This is a genomic window from Arenimonas sp. GDDSR-1 (genome assembly GCF_025980345.1).
Classification (GTDB): Bacteria; Pseudomonadota; Gammaproteobacteria; order Xanthomonadales; family Xanthomonadaceae; genus Arenimonas.
This window is the reverse complement of the sequence record NZ_JAPDUI010000051.1, coordinates 1-13,534: the sequence shown is the minus strand read 5'-3', so window position 1 is coordinate 13,534 and position 13,534 is coordinate 1. Positions and strand designations below refer to the sequence as shown.

General features: G+C 62.1%; 14 protein-coding genes. 9 read left to right on the top strand and 5 right to left on the bottom strand.

Features of this window, described 5'->3' with window-relative positions:
* The 4 genes from Q0W88_RS08315 to Q0W88_RS08300 all read right to left on the bottom strand — a co-directional run.
* The coding region (locus tag Q0W88_RS08315) for a hypothetical protein (RefSeq protein WP_297802058.1) at positions 1-1,720 on the bottom strand (1,720 nt) is incomplete at its 3' end.
* A gap of 414 nt (positions 1,721-2,134) precedes the next feature.
* The gene (locus Q0W88_RS08310) at positions 2,135-3,004 is read right to left on the bottom strand and encodes a class I SAM-dependent methyltransferase (RefSeq protein ID WP_297802055.1); all 870 of its coding nucleotides are present in this window, start codon (positions 3,002-3,004) and stop codon (positions 2,135-2,137) included.
* On the bottom strand, positions 3,001-4,182 hold the full coding sequence (locus tag Q0W88_RS08305; protein ID WP_297802052.1) for a hypothetical protein: 1,182 nt from the start codon (positions 4,180-4,182) through the stop codon (positions 3,001-3,003). The genes Q0W88_RS08310 and Q0W88_RS08305 overlap by 4 nt, the downstream gene beginning before the upstream one ends.
* Positions 4,179-5,363 carry a hypothetical protein gene (locus Q0W88_RS08300; RefSeq protein WP_297802049.1) on the bottom strand — a complete coding sequence of 395 codons (1,185 nt, stop codon included), beginning with the start codon at positions 5,361-5,363 and terminating at the stop codon, positions 4,179-4,181. Before Q0W88_RS08300 ends, Q0W88_RS08305 begins: the two co-directional genes overlap by 4 nt.
* Positions 5,364-5,428: 65 nt before the next feature.
* Between Q0W88_RS08300 and ubiA the strand changes: the two genes are divergently transcribed.
* Together ubiA and Q0W88_RS08290 are read left to right on the top strand one after the other, a co-directional pair.
* Complete coding sequence (gene ubiA / locus Q0W88_RS08295; protein ID WP_297802046.1) at positions 5,429-6,301, top strand: 4-hydroxybenzoate octaprenyltransferase; 873 nt, start codon at positions 5,429-5,431, stop codon at positions 6,299-6,301.
* Between the two features lie 107 nt (positions 6,302-6,408).
* Entirely contained in the window at positions 6,409-6,855 is a 447-nt protein-coding gene (locus tag Q0W88_RS08290) for a hypothetical protein (protein WP_297802044.1), read from the top strand.
* Between the two features lie 56 nt (positions 6,856-6,911).
* On the opposite strand, the gene Q0W88_RS08285 is transcribed toward Q0W88_RS08290, so the two are convergent.
* Positions 6,912-7,544 (bottom strand): ComF family protein, encoded by a 633-nt coding sequence (locus Q0W88_RS08285; RefSeq protein WP_297802040.1) that lies wholly within the window; start codon positions 7,542-7,544, stop codon positions 6,912-6,914.
* Positions 7,545-7,620: 76 nt separating this feature from the next.
* On the opposite strand from Q0W88_RS08285, the gene bioB reads away from it, so the two are divergent.
* The 7 genes from bioB to Q0W88_RS08250 all read left to right on the top strand — a co-directional run bounded on the left by bioB (position 7,621) and on the right by Q0W88_RS08250 (position 13,419).
* Entirely contained in the window at positions 7,621-8,631 is a 1,011-nt protein-coding gene (bioB, locus tag Q0W88_RS08280; RefSeq protein WP_297802038.1) for a biotin synthase BioB, read from the top strand.
* Positions 8,632-8,634: 3 nt separating this feature from the next.
* Positions 8,635-9,813, top strand: a complete 1,179-nt coding sequence (bioF, locus tag Q0W88_RS08275; protein WP_297802036.1) for an 8-amino-7-oxononanoate synthase — start codon at positions 8,635-8,637, stop codon at positions 9,811-9,813.
* Entirely contained in the window at positions 9,800-10,549 is a 750-nt protein-coding gene (gene bioH / locus Q0W88_RS08270; protein ID WP_297802033.1) for a pimeloyl-ACP methyl ester esterase BioH, read from the top strand. Before bioF ends, bioH begins: the two co-directional genes overlap by 14 nt.
* Entirely contained in the window at positions 10,542-11,408 is an 867-nt protein-coding gene (gene bioC / locus Q0W88_RS08265) for a malonyl-ACP O-methyltransferase BioC (RefSeq protein ID WP_297802031.1), read from the top strand. The genes bioH and bioC overlap by 8 nt, the downstream gene beginning before the upstream one ends.
* Positions 11,408-12,148 (top strand): hypothetical protein, encoded by a 741-nt coding sequence (locus Q0W88_RS08260; RefSeq protein ID WP_297802029.1) that lies wholly within the window; start codon positions 11,408-11,410, stop codon positions 12,146-12,148. The genes bioC and Q0W88_RS08260 overlap by 1 nt, the downstream gene beginning before the upstream one ends.
* A gap of 1 nt (position 12,149) precedes the next feature.
* Entirely contained in the window at positions 12,150-12,527 is a 378-nt protein-coding gene (locus tag Q0W88_RS08255; RefSeq protein ID WP_297802028.1) for a GFA family protein, read from the top strand.
* An 85-nt stretch (positions 12,528-12,612) separates the two neighbouring features.
* Complete coding sequence (locus tag Q0W88_RS08250; protein ID WP_297802026.1) at positions 12,613-13,419, top strand: hypothetical protein; 807 nt, start codon at positions 12,613-12,615, stop codon at positions 13,417-13,419.
* Positions 13,420-13,534 lie beyond the last annotated feature (115 nt).

Below are 13,534 nucleotides of genomic sequence, written 5' to 3'. Positions count from 1 at the left end.
CGATGGCGACCGCTTCGGCAAAGCCGTAAGGGGACACATCAAAACCGGAGGAGGCAACCACGCCGGCGTATTTGCCGCCGGTGTTGCTGATGCTGATATTGCCGTTTTCGGAATAGGCGCTGATGCCGGTGGCGCGGCCGCTGTCATCCGAGACGGCGACAATGCTTCCGTAACCCAGGGCATCGGAGCCGCTGTTGGTGACGGTGATATCGCCGTTGGCGAAGGTTTCGATGCCGATCGCGGCCCCATAGCTGCCGCCGCTGTATTTGCCTGCCTCAATCCGGCCGCCGGTATTGCTGACGGTAATCGAGCCGTAGCTGGTCGGACCATTGTTGGTGGCATCGATCCGGATACCGATGTTGTAACGGCTGCCGTCGTTGGCGTAGATGTCGCCGGTGTTGGTGACGTCGACGGTGATGCCATCGCCTTGAATGTCGATGCCGACGGCATTGGTGCCTCCGTCGGAATTGATTTCACCGGAATTGGTGACGGTGATGGTGTTGTTGTCGGCGCCGTAGATGTAAATGCCATAGGCATAGCTGGAGGTGCTGTAGATACTTCCGGCATTGCTGACGGTGACATCGCCGGTATCGGAGCGCACGCTGATACCCGCTGAATCCTGGCCACCATCGACCAAGATCGTGCCGTATTGACTATTGGTTACCGTCACATCGCCAGTGTTGGCATACACGGAAATACCAGCCGCCCAGTCATTGGCCGTATAACTGTCGATGGTTCCAGAGTTGGTCACACTGACGTTGCCGTAGCCGGATTGACTCACGCGGATACCATAGGCGTCATCAAAAGCATCGGTTTCAATCAGGCCGGCGTTGCTGATGTCAACGGTTTGTCCGCCGTATACGGTGGCAGAGATACCGAATGCATCGTAGCCTTGCACATTGATTTCGCTGGTGCCGCTGGCGGTGATGGTGGTGTTACCATTAAAGGTGCGTACACCGAATGCAGAGCCGTAATCATCAACAGCGGAGGCGCCGATGTCGCCCGCGTTGGAAACAGTAATGGTGCCGCCACCGCCGTAAACACCCAGCGCAACAGCATTACCGAAATTATTGGCTTCAGCGCCGATGTCGCCGGTGGCACTGTTGGTGATGCTGATGCTGCCACCGCCGTAGGATACGGCCTGCAGGCCGGCGGAGAAGCCGCCGTCGTTGTCCGAAGCGATGAAACTGCTATTGGTGACGGTAATGTCCTGTGCTGCCTCAATCCGGGCACCGACTGTGAAGCTCGACCCCCAGTTACCACTGTCTTCAACGACAGCAATCACACCGGTATTCTCGAAGGACACATCGCCTTGGAAGGACTCGGCGTAAACGCCGACCCTGTTGTAACTGTTGTATTGAGCGCCGCTGTCATTGACAATCACGAAACCATCATTGATGAAAGTCAAATCGTTATTGTTCCAGACCACCATGCCCTCGGTATTGTCGGTGTAGATGGAACCATCCATTTCGACAGTTGCAGGATCGAAGGTGTCATAGACCGCCAACTCACCCGAAGTCCAAGAATCCAGCGTGTCGTCACCGAAGTCGCCGAAGCAGAACACGTCATTGATGACGCTGATGCAGGTGCCCGCCTGTGCCGCCGGCGCAACTACCGCGGTGGCCAAGCCCAGCGCAAGCGCGCGTCGCAGCGCTTTGACGGTCTGGCTGACTTTGTAGGTACGGTTCAGGTTGTAACGGGCTTTTGACTTGCGTGTCATGGGTGCATCCCCTTAGGTGAAAATGAATTCGGTTGAACAGTCGTGCGGTGCGCTTCAGAAACTACAGCGGAATTGTGACCAATTCGTTGACATCCCTGAAAAACACCACGGAAATTTCGCCGGCACCCCTGCCCACAAAACGGGGAAACGGGTACTTTGCCCGTACAGTGAACGCCCCATGAATGCCGATGTCAATAAGCTTATTCTGATATGTTATTTCACAAACCTGAATGTCAAGGATGATTTTTCATCCCTTTTTGTGATTTGTTTCACACATTTTCGTGAAACATGCGTCAAATCAGTGTTTTCCTGTGGATAATTTTTATCCGTCGGGAGGGACGTACTTGATTCAGGTCAAAAAATGCGCGGAACTTTTTTACTGCGGGACCCTCCAAAACGTGAGGTATCTCTCATTTAGCCCACTTTTTGCGCAAAAATCCGCCAACGCACGGCTTGGGCATTACCCGGAGCCCCGGGCACATCGGCCACCGGCGCATCATCCGGCGGCGGGGCGAAATGCAGAAGATTGAAACCTGCGGCATCAAAGGGCGCACGCAGTTCGGCGGCGTCGGCAATCAGATGCGTCTGATGGTGGGCACCGTAAAGCCAGGCGCTGTGTCGCGCCAGATCCGCATCCACACCTAGCGCGGATCCGTTTTGGCGGGCCATTCGCTCGGCCTTGTCCTGCAGCGCATGCACTTCTTCCGGCGGATAGCGGGTAATCAATGCCGTTTCATCGGGCCGCACCCGTTGCGCGGTCATGACCGCTCCCCCGGGCTTAAGCAACTCGTGCCACCGGCTGACCAGCTGCAGGCGTTGCCCGGCATCGAAAAAGGTCAGGAACGAATGGGTGCAGATCAGATCGTAGCCGCCTCCCGCTTCCTGATAAGCAAGAATATCGGCCTGAACGGTACGGAGCGGCAATCCGGCAAGCGCCGCATACTGACGGCACAAGGCCAGCGGCGTCGGGCAGCAGTCCAGCACGGTGATGTCCAGGCCGTCCGGGGCGGCATCCCGGCAGGCGGCGATGCGCGCCAGCATGCCGGCATCGGCGGTCCCTGAAATCAGAATCCGGCGGGCACCGCCGGCAAGGGCGGCTTTCAGCTGCGGCAACAGGAAATCGTCGTCCGATTTCAGGCTGACGAACACGCCAAGTCCTTTCAGTACCGGCCAACTGGCGTGATACCAGCTGCAATCCCCGAACGGATTGCCGGTGCACAGCGTTGGCGCTTCGGCCAAGGCCAAGGCGATGGCTTCGCGCGGGTATTCGACGACTCCGCTCATAGGGTCACCCCGGGAATGGCGCAGATGGCTGCGAAATACTTGCCGCCGGGCGATCGCGGAATGCTGTCCATATAATTGAACGCCAATTGCGTTTCCGGCCCGAACTCGGCGATGAAACGGGCACGGATGCGCGCTTCGAACGGGGCAAGATCCGGCGTTCCGCGCGGCACCGCACGGATGGTGAATCGGTGGATCTGCTCCTGCAGCACCTGGAACTGGCGGATTTCCGGGGAATCCCGGAAGCTGGACGACAGGCTGGTGAACAACATCTGGCTGCCGTCGGCCCGGCGCAGCAGACCGCGCATCTTGCCGGCGATGCGTGTGATGGCCGGCAGACCGATGCGGCCGCAGTCGCACACCGCGTTCTCGGCCAGATCGCCGAGCGCATAGCGGATCAGTGTGCTGTGTTGGTTGAAGTAGTCGGTGACCACCACCTGCCCAGGCGCGCCCGGCGGACAGGCATTGCCGGCGGCGTCGAGAATCTCGACCCCGAGTTTGTGCGCCATGATGTGGTAGTTGTCGGGATTGTGCGGACAGCGCAGGGCGATCATGCCGAGTTCAACCGAACTGTAGGTGACGATCGGCACGGCGTTCGGAAAGGCCTGCCGCAGCAGGTCGTCCATGTGCTCATCGTAGGCTTCCGACATGGCGGTGATTCGGCGGATGAACGGCAGGGTTTCGCCGCGCTCGAGCAGATGCCGGCACAGGCGCTCGAGATTGGTCGGATAGGAAATCAGCGAGACCGCGCCGCGCCGTGCATGCTGGTCCTTGATGAAGGCGATCTGCACATCAAGCGGCGAATCGACTTCCAGGGTGTGGTCGTTGGCGACATGGGTGGCCAGCGCCACAATCTTCATATGCACCATCGGCCCGCCATACCAACGGATCAGGCGCGCCGTGTCCTCGGCTTCAAGCGTGCCGCGCCCCGGCTGCCAGGACACCCGCACCGGCATCGAGGTGGATCCGGAGGTATGTCCAAGTCCGGGGTGGCCGTTCAGCAGCAGATCATTGTGTTCCTGCACCATGGCCCGGGTGATCACCGGAAGCGGCCGGGTAATGTCGGTATGGAAGCGCCGGTAGAACGGATGATGGGTTTGCGCCCACTGCACGATGCGCGCGAAGTGCGCGGCGGCATAGGGCCGGTCGCGGAAGGTTTCCGGAATCCAGACCGCACTCATGCCGGATCCTTCAGGCCGACGAATTCCATGTATTTGCCGCCGGGCAGACGCGGAATTTCCGTGCACCAGTCGAACGCCATTTCGGTACCGGCGCCGAAATGCGCCGCGAACAATTCCCGCATGCGGGATTCGAATGCCGCCGCATCGGCGCCATCACGGGCGATCACCCGCAACAGGAAACGGGCGGGACGCTCCTGAATGACCTGGTACTGACGGACTTCGACGGAATCCCGGATATGCGGCGAGAGTTCGGTACTGAACACATAATGCCCGTCCGGATGGCGCAGCAGGCCGCGCTGCTTGCCGAGCAACCGGGTCAGCGCCGGCAGATCGATTTTTCCGCAATCGCAGTGCACCGGCGCCGCCAGATCGCCGATGGCATAGCGGATGAACGGCATCGCGCGGTTGAAGTAATCGGTAATCACGATCTGGCCGACTTCGCCTTCCTTGCAGGGCCGGCCCCCGGCATTCAGGAACTCGACCCCGAGCTTGTGCGCCATGATGTGGTAGTTGTCCGGATTGTGCGGGCAGCGTCCCGCGATCATGCCGGTTTCGGTGCAGGAATAGGTGGCGGCAATGCGGGCATTCGGAAACACTGCGGCAATGCAGGCCTCCTGACTGGGCTCGAACAGTTCCGACATGCACACCAGCCGCTCCAGTTCGGGAACCGTCTGTCCGCTCTGCTGCAGATGCACGGCCAGCTGCACGAGGTTGGTCGGGTAGCTGATCAGCGATTTCGCGCCGTGCCGGTGAATGCGTTCGTGCAAAAACGCAAGCTGTTCCGTTACCGGACTGGCGACCTCGAAACTGTTGTCCTTCTTTTCATGCGCGCTCAAGGCCACGATCTTCACGTGTTCCAGTACGCCGCCGTACCAGCCGGCATAGGCCAGATTGTCCTTCAGATCCAGGCGGCTGCGCGGCGCACCCCAATGCACGCGCACCGGCACCGAGGTCGCGCCCGAAGTTTTGCCGGTAACCGGACGTCCGTCCAGCAGCGCGTCGTTGTGGGCCTGCAGGATTTCGCGGGTCAGCAGCGGCGGCACGCCGCCGCCGGCAAGAAAATTCCGGTAAAACGGAGCGCTCTGCCGCGCCCACCGCGCAATGTGCCGGAAATGGCGCGCGGCATACGGCCGGTCTTGGAAGGATTCGGGGATTTCGATATCGGACATGGCAGCGCGCACGGATTTGTTCCATCATCAGCAATGGCGCCGGCAAAAGCAAGCCGGGCATCCGTTACACTATTGGCATGAACCCTGACGCATCGCCGCACACCCCGAAAGCCAGAGCCTATTGGCAATTGATCCGCGGTGACCGTCCGGTCGGCACCTTGTTGCTGCTGTGGCCGACCCTGTGGGCCTTGTGGCTGGCCGCCGAAGGGTTTCCGCCGACGGAACTGCTGCTGATTTTCGCGGCGGGGGTCTGGCTCACCCGCTCGGCCGGCTGCATCATCAACGACTATGCGGACCGTTGGCTGGATCCCCAAGTAGAGCGCACACGGAGCCGGCCCTTGGCGCGCGGCGCCCTCAGCGGGCGTGAAGCGCTGGCCGCCTTCGTGCTGATGATGCTGGCCGCATTCGGACTGGTGCTGCTGACCAACACGCTCACCATTGGGCTCAGTCTCGTCGGAGCGGTGCTGGCCGCGACCTATCCGTATCTGAAACGGCACACCTATTTTCCGCAGGTCTATCTCGGCGTCGCGTTCGGCTGGGGCATTCCGATGGCCTTTGCGGCGGTGCAAGGCCGGATTCCGCAAGGCGCCTGGCTGCTGTTTCTGGCCAATCTGCTGTGGACCACGGCCTACGACACATGGTATGCCATGGTCGACCGCGAGGACGACCTGAAAGCCGGCGCCAGGTCGTTGGCCATTTTCCTCGGCGACATGGATCTGCTTGCCATTGGCCTGATGCAGGCCGGTTTTTTAACGAGCCTGGTACTGCTCGGCCGGCAATACCATTTCAGTCTGCCGTATTTCATCTGCGTGGCCCTGGCCGGCGTGGTGATTCTCTGGCAATTCAAGATCGCGGCCCTGCGCCACCGGGAGGACTGTTTCCGCGCCTTCCTGAGCAACCAATGGGTCGGCCTGCTGGTGTTCATCGGCTTCGTATTGACACTGATTTAACATATTTTGTGTCATCTTATAGGTGCGGCTAAGCGCTCAGGAACACCGATGCCTGACCGGTCGAGCCGGAACCGCCGCCTCTCACCATATTCAAGGGAACTTCCATCATGAAAAACCAACTGATTCTCGCTGCCGCCCTGCTGCTGGCGAGCACCGCCGCACAGGCCATCGATCCGGCCTATGCCAAGAAGCTGGAGCGCTCGGGTTGCACCCAGGCCAGCGAACTGCAGGGCTGCGACATCAACAAGACCAAGGCCGAAAATGCCAAGGCCGGGTTCGGCACCGCCGCGCCGGCAGCGGCAGCTTCCACGTACGCCGGAACCTGGGTTGCCAAGAATGCGCAGACCAAACAGCTCGTTGCCACCATCCGTATCGACAAGAACAACAAAGTAACCGTCAACGGCAAGCCGGTCGCCGCCAAGCTCAGCGACGGCGCCCTGGTGTTCAAGGTCGGCTTCATCACCTACACCATCCAGGGCGATCCGCGCATCCAGAACGAAAGCAGCTGGTATGATTCCGATGCACAAAACAAAGGACCGATCCGCCGTCAGTAATCAGTCCATGCGCTGACCAAGGGCGGCTTCGGCCGCCCTTTTCGTTTCGGCAGGCCTCAGGGCACGCGCGCCAGACACCAGACATCCACGCGCTTTACGCCGGCCGCAAGCAGGGCATCCCGCGCCGCGCCGCAGGTGGCGCCGGTGGTGAACACGTCGTCGACCAGCGCCACATGCGCCGGCAAGGGCTGTTCAATCCGGAAAGCACCCTGCACATTCGTTTCGCGCTCTGCCGCGGACAATGACGATTGCACTGCGGTTTCCCGATGGCGCACCAATGCCCCGGACAGAACCGGCAAGGCGCGGCGCCGACCCCAGTAACGGGCCAACTCAAGCGATTGGTTGAAGCCGCGCTGGCGCAGCCGGCGGAGGTGCAAGGGCACCGGGACCAAGGCCATGGGCCGGCTGTCCTCGAACACCGGCTCGCACAGGCGTGCCAGCAGATGGCCGGCATCGAGCTGGCCATGGAATTTGAAATGCCGGATCAGGCCATCGATCGGCGTGCTGTAATCGAAACCGGCCAGTACCAAACCCTCCCCGAACAGCTTGGGCGCCGGCCGGCGGGGCAGAACCCGATGGCAATGCAGACACAGATCCCAATCCGGCAGGCCGGCATTGCCGCACAGCCGGCAGATCGGCGGAAACAATCCGTAATTCAGGAGCTTGCCTATTTGGTCAACAAGATTCATTGGCGTTGGGTTGACGGGCTGGGGTATCCTGTACAGGTTGCTTTACCCCGTCCCTCATTACTATCGGAATCAATCCATGACCGCTGTCATCCGACATGACTACACCCGCGCGGAAGTGCTCGCCCTGATGAGCCTGCCGTTCGCCGAACTGATGCACCGCGCCGGGAATGTGCACCGCGCGCATTTCAATCCGAATCAGGTGCAGGTGTCCACGCTGCTGTCGATCAAAACCGGCGGCTGCCCGGAAGACTGCGCCTACTGCCCGCAGGCCGCGCGCTACAACACCGGTCTGAAAGCCCATAAATTGATGGCAGTGGATGACGTCCTGGCCAAGGCCGCGCAGGCCAAGGCGGCCGGCGCGACCCGCTTCTGCATGGGCGCGGCCTGGCGCAGCCCGAAGGACCGCGATCTGGAAAATGTGGCGGCGATGGTCCAGGGCGTGCGTGCGATGGGCCTGGAAGCCTGCGCCACGCTGGGCATGCTCAACGCCGATCAGGCCAAACGTCTGAAAGAGGCCGGCCTCGATTACTACAACCACAACCTCGACACCGGTCCGGACGAATACGCCGACATCATCAAGACACGCGACTACCAGGACCGTCTGGACACGCTCGAACATGTCCGTGAAGCCGGCCTGAAAACCTGCTGCGGCGGCATCGTCGGCATGGGCGAATCACGCGAACAACGCGCGGCCCTGCTGCAGACCCTGGCCAATCTGCCGGAGCATCCGGGTTCGGTGCCGATCAACCGCCTGGTGCAGGTGGAAGGCACGCCGCTGCATGGCACTACCCTGCTCGATGCCTTCGAGTTCGTGCGCACCATCGCCGCCGCCCGCATCCTGATGCCGGCCTCGGTCGTGCGCCTGTCGGCAGGGCGCGCGGAAATGAGCGAAGAACTGCAGTCCCTGTGTTTTCTGGCCGGCGCCAACTCCATTTTCTACGGCGAAAAACTGCTGACTACCGGCAATCCGGATGTCGCCGCCGACCAGGCCCTGTTCGCCAAACTCGGCATCGACGGCATGCCGGTGGAAGAACAAAGCACGACCGTACATGCCGATGTGCTGTGCGGGGACAGCTGCGCCGCCTGAGCCATGACCCTGATCGAACGTCTGCGCCAACGCGCCGCACAGCGCGATGCGGCGCATACCCGGCGCAGCCGGCGGGTGCAGTCGCAGCGCAATGGCATGCTGGCGGAATGCGACGGAATGCAGCTGGTCAATTTTTCCAGCAACGATTATCTCGGTTTCGCCCAGCATCCCGAAGTGGTCGCTGCATTTCAACAGGCGGCCGCGCGCGACGGCGTCGGCAGCGCCGGCTCGGCGCTGGTCACCGGCCACTTCGCCGCGCACCGGGAATTGGAGCGGCAGGCAGCGGCCCTGTTCGGCTACGAAGCGGCGCTGTATACCGGCAGCGGCTACATGGCCAATATCGGCATTCTGCAGGCCCTGCTCGATGCCGAAGCCGTGTGCGTGCAGGACAAATACAACCATGCCTGCCTGCTGGACGGCGCCCGTTTTTCCGGCGCGGCCCTGAAGCGCTATCCGCACGCCGATATGCGGCAGGCCGAGGCCCGCTGCGCGGAAGCGGAAACCGATACCCTGTTTCTGGTCAGCGATGGCGTATTCAGCATGGACGGCGATGCCGCCGACCTTGCTGGCCTGCACGGAATCGCGCAGCGCCATAACGCCACCCTGATGATCGACGATGCGCATGGCGTCGGAGTACTCGGCACCACCGGGCTCGGTAGCCTGCAGGCCGCCGGATTGACGGCCAAAGACGTGCCGATTCTGGTGGTGCCGGCCGGCAAAGCCCTGGGCGGGCAGGGCGCGTTGATTCTTGCCCAGCGCGACATCATCCAGTATCTGCTGGAAACCGCGCGTCCATATCTGTTCAGTACCGCGCCGGCACCGGCGATGGCGGCGGCGCTGGCGGTATCGCTCGGTCTTCTGGCACAGCAGCCGCAGCATCATGCGAGATTGCAGGAGAACATCCGGCATTTCCGGATCCGTGCTGAAGCTGCCGGGCTGCCGATGATGGACTCGCACAGCGCGATCCAGCCGCTGATGGCCGGCGACAATGAAACCGCGCTGCGCTGGAGCGCCGCGCTGCAGGCCGCCGGTTTCTGGGTCAGTGCCATCCGTCCGCCGACCGTGCCGCAGGGCAAATCACGGCTGCGCATTACCCTGACCGCACTGCATACCGTGGCACAGATCGATGCCTTGGTCGAAGCGTTGCAGCGCATCACCGGAGACGGCCATGCATCGGCCTGACCTCATTATGCTGCACGGCTGGGCCATGCACGGCGGCATCTTCGCGCCGTTGCTGCCGTTTCTGGAGCCGCATTTCAAGGTGCGTTGCATTGATCTTCCCGGACACGGCAGTCAATGCAACAGCACCGTGGCGCTGGAATTTCCGTCCTTCTGGCAACATCTGCTGCCGACCCTGGAGCGCCCGGCCTACGTGCTCGGCTGGTCGCTCGGCGGCCTGTTCGCACTGCACGGAGCCTTGGCCTTTCCGGAACACGTCAAAGGCCTCATCCTGCTGAACGCCAGTCCGAGTTTCGTGGCCCGATCCGACTGGCCGCAAGGCATGCCGGCATCGGTATTCCGCCAGTTCGCCGCCGATCTGGCAAAGGATTACGACGGCACGCTGCGCCGCTTCTTCATGCTGGAGGCGCAGGGCTCGGAACATCTGCGCGCCGATCTGCGCCGGCTGCAGCGCACGGCCTTCGAATTCGGCCGGCCGGATCTGCAGGTATTGAGCCAAGGCCTGCATCTGCTGGAAACCACCGATCTGCGCGGGCAATTGCCGCGGCTGGAAGTGCCGAGCCTGTGGCTGGCCGGACGCCGTGACCGCCTGGTCAATCCACTGGCCATGCAGGCGGCTGCGGAATCGGCCGGCGGCGATTACGGCTGCGATGAGCACGGCGGGCATGCGCCGTTCCTGACCCATCCGGCGGCAGTAGCCGATGCCCTCCGAACTTTTGCGGAGGGCGTTCATGCCTGAGCATTTATTCGACCGCCGCGGCATCAAACGCCACTTCGCGCGCGCTGCCGACTCCTATCTGGCGGCAGCGGCGCTGCAGAAGGAAGTGGAAGCGCGACTGCTGGAACAGGCCGATTACCTCGAGACCGCACCGAAACGCATCCTCGATCTCGGCAGCGGCCCCGGGCGCGCCGCGGGCCTTCTGAAAAAACGCTGGCCGAAAGCGGAAGTGATCGCCATGGACATCGCGCTGCCGATGCTGCGCCAGGTGCCGAGGCAGACCCGCTTCTGGCGGCCGGTGAAGCGCGTTTGCGCCGATGCCCTGCAGTTGCCGTTCCGCGACGGCAGTTTCGATTTCATTTTCTCGAGCCTGTGCCTGCAGTGGGTGCATCCGTTGCCGGACGCGCTGCGCGATATCCGTCGCGTGCTGGCACCGGGCGGCCTGTTCGCGTTTTCCAGTTTCGGACCGGACACGCTGATGGAACTGCGCGAGGCTTATGCCGGTATCGGTGAAGCGCCGCCGGTATCGCCGTTCGCCGCCATCCAGCAGGTCGGCGATGCCATGCAGGGTGCGGGATTCCGCAACAGCGTGCTCGAGCGCGAACTGTACACCATGCATTATCCCGATCTGCGCGCGCTGATGCAGGAGCTTCAGGCCATCGGTGCGACCGACGCCCGGCCGCAGCGGCCGCGCGGTTTGGCCGGCAAAAGCCGATGGCAGGCCATCAACGCCGCTTATCCGGTCCGCGACGGCCGTATCGCCAGCAGCTGGGAAGTGATCAGCGCCATGGCGTTCCGGCCCGCGCAGGATCCGGTGCCGCGTGAAGATGGTATCGTGGCAAGCATCGACCCCGGGCAGATCCGCCGACGTATCCGCTGATGAAATACCGACTGCTGTTTTCCTTCGTAGTGCTGATCTTGCCGATGGGCCAGGGCGCCGATGCCGCCAGCCCGGAGGATCTGCGCCGTCAGGCGGATGCACTGGTGGCGGAAATCCGAGGACGGCAACCGGTATATGGACTGCTGGCCGAACAGCAGGACGCTTATCTGCTCAATTGGCGCGAACAGATCCGGCAATATATCGCCGTCAACGGCGGCCGCAACGCACCGGCCGCAGGCCGCGCTATTGCCGCAGCGCTGGCCCTGAATGCCAGCGCCGCCTATCTCAGCCGAAGCGATGATGCCGGCGTGGATGCATTGCTGGTGCAGCAGCGCCGGCTGATGGCGCTGGCGCAGACCGATGCCCCCTTGTGCGGCATCCTGCTCAATACGCCAACGGCGCGGCTGGATGAAAACGGCCGGACGCCCTGGCTGCTGCGGAGCCCCTACAAGACCATGCTTCCGGGCCTGGAAACGGCACTGTTCCAGGTTGTCGGCAGCGCCCAGGGCAAAGCACCCCGCACCCTGCCGGACAGCCAAGGCCAGCAGTTCACCCAGCGCATCGCCGCGCGCATGGGCGAACGCTTTGGCCGTGAAGGCCTGGATGACCTGGAACGCCTGCAGAATGACAACAGCGCTCCGGCACTGCGCTGCCGGGGCGTGTACCGCCTGCTGGACACGATTGCGGAACAGCCGCCGGAGCTGCGCACGCAACTGATGCGCATTTATTTCGGACAATGACATGATCCATGCCGGAGGTTGCCATTGCGGTGCGGTACGCTTCGAGGTCGATGTGCCGGATGCGCCCGAGGCTGAAGACTGCAACTGTTCGATCTGCCGGATGAGCGGTTTTCTGCATCTGATTGTGCCGGCCGCGGCGTTCCGGCTGCTGCAGGGCGAAGTCGAACTCAGCCTCTACACCTTCAATACCGGCGTGGCCAAACACTATTTCTGCCGCATCTGCGGCATCAAGCCGTTCTACATTCCGCGTTCGAATCCGGACGGCGTGGACGTGAACCTGCGTTGCTTGGATGCCCCACCGGAAAATTTACGCATCGTGCCGTTCGACGGCAGCAATTGGGAAGCGCATGCGCATACGCTGGCGCATAAGTCCAAATAAGCGGCCTGCTGATTTAATGCCCAGCGCACGCCCACAAATCCGGGCATTTCTGTTTCAATAGAAGCCACTCTCAGGGGATCCTTCGATGAACAAATCCATTTTTCTGGCCGCCGCCATCGGCCTGTCCGCACCCGCTCTGCTGCATGCCGCCGTACCGGCCGTCTCGCCGGCACCGCCGATGCCGCCGGCCGCCCCGGTTTCGGCCGCCAATGCCGCGGAAACCGCACTCTACGAGAAGAAGATGGATGCCCTGACCGCGCAGTACGAGGCGCTGCGCATCGCCACCGAAGACAATCCCAACTTCCGCCGCGACTGGCTGAACCGCCTTCGTCTGTATTCGGCGGTCAAACCGAAAACCGCGCAGACGCCGAATTTCGTGCTGAGCATCAGCGGCGAGATCCTGCTGGACGGCATCAATCCGTATCTGCGCCGCACCGACGATGACAGTGCCATCGCGTTCATGAACGTATTGACCCAGATTCTGAGCGTCGGTGCCAACGATGAGGCGACCTGCAAGACCTTCCTGAGTTCAAACAACAAAACCGCAGTCAGCGACAGCGACAATGCCAAACTGGAAGCCACGCTCGGCCCGAAATTCTACGACGGGATGATGATCACCACGGGCCGGGTCATGCGCGCCGGCAATACCGGACCGGAACGGATTCTGGATGAAGCCGAAACCCAGCGCATCACCATCGAAATGCTCAACATCATGATGGCCAAATACGGCAAGGACTCGGCGGTGGGTCTGGCCAACTTCAACAACAAGGACGTGCCCGACATCCAGAAGTGCCGGACCATGGTGCAGATGATGGGCGCCATCGGCGAACTCGATACCCAGAGCCAGGGCGCGCTGATCCGCACCATCTTCGGCGCGGATAACGGGAAGTAACTGACCGCGCTTAGAGCAGGGGTTTCAGCACCGGCCAGACATGGTCGCGCAGCTTGATCTGGCCTTTCGGGTTCGGGTGCAGCTGATCGGGCAGGAAATACGAACGGTCTCTCGC

What these genes read in the sequence shown, in the direction of transcription:
- Q0W88_RS08250 (WP_297802026.1), top strand. Translation starts at nt 12,613, where the DNA reads ATGAACAAATCCATTTTTCTGGCCGCCGCCATCGGCCTGTCCGCACCC.
- ubiA (WP_297802046.1), top strand. Translation starts at nt 5,429, where the DNA reads ATGAACCCTGACGCATCGCCGCACACCCCGAAAGCCAGAGCCTATTGG.
- bioB (WP_297802038.1), top strand. Translation starts at nt 7,621, where the DNA reads ATGACCGCTGTCATCCGACATGACTACACCCGCGCGGAAGTGCTCGCC.
- Q0W88_RS08310 (WP_297802055.1), bottom strand. Translation starts at nt 3,004, where the DNA reads ATGAGCGGAGTCGTCGAATACCCGCGCGAAGCCATCGCCTTGGCCTTG.
- Q0W88_RS08305 (WP_297802052.1), bottom strand. Translation starts at nt 4,182, where the DNA reads ATGAGTGCGGTCTGGATTCCGGAAACCTTCCGCGACCGGCCCTATGCC.
- Q0W88_RS08260 (WP_297802029.1), top strand. Translation starts at nt 11,408, where the DNA reads ATGAAATACCGACTGCTGTTTTCCTTCGTAGTGCTGATCTTGCCGATG.
- bioH (WP_297802033.1), top strand. Translation starts at nt 9,800, where the DNA reads ATGCATCGGCCTGACCTCATTATGCTGCACGGCTGGGCCATGCACGGC.
- Q0W88_RS08290 (WP_297802044.1), top strand. Translation starts at nt 6,409, where the DNA reads ATGAAAAACCAACTGATTCTCGCTGCCGCCCTGCTGCTGGCGAGCACC.
- bioF (WP_297802036.1), top strand. Translation starts at nt 8,635, where the DNA reads ATGACCCTGATCGAACGTCTGCGCCAACGCGCCGCACAGCGCGATGCG.
- Q0W88_RS08255 (WP_297802028.1), top strand. Translation starts at nt 12,150, where the DNA reads ATGATCCATGCCGGAGGTTGCCATTGCGGTGCGGTACGCTTCGAGGTC.
- Q0W88_RS08285 (WP_297802040.1), bottom strand. Translation starts at nt 7,544, where the DNA reads ATGAATCTTGTTGACCAAATAGGCAAGCTCCTGAATTACGGATTGTTT.
- bioC (WP_297802031.1), top strand. Translation starts at nt 10,542, where the DNA reads ATGCCTGAGCATTTATTCGACCGCCGCGGCATCAAACGCCACTTCGCG.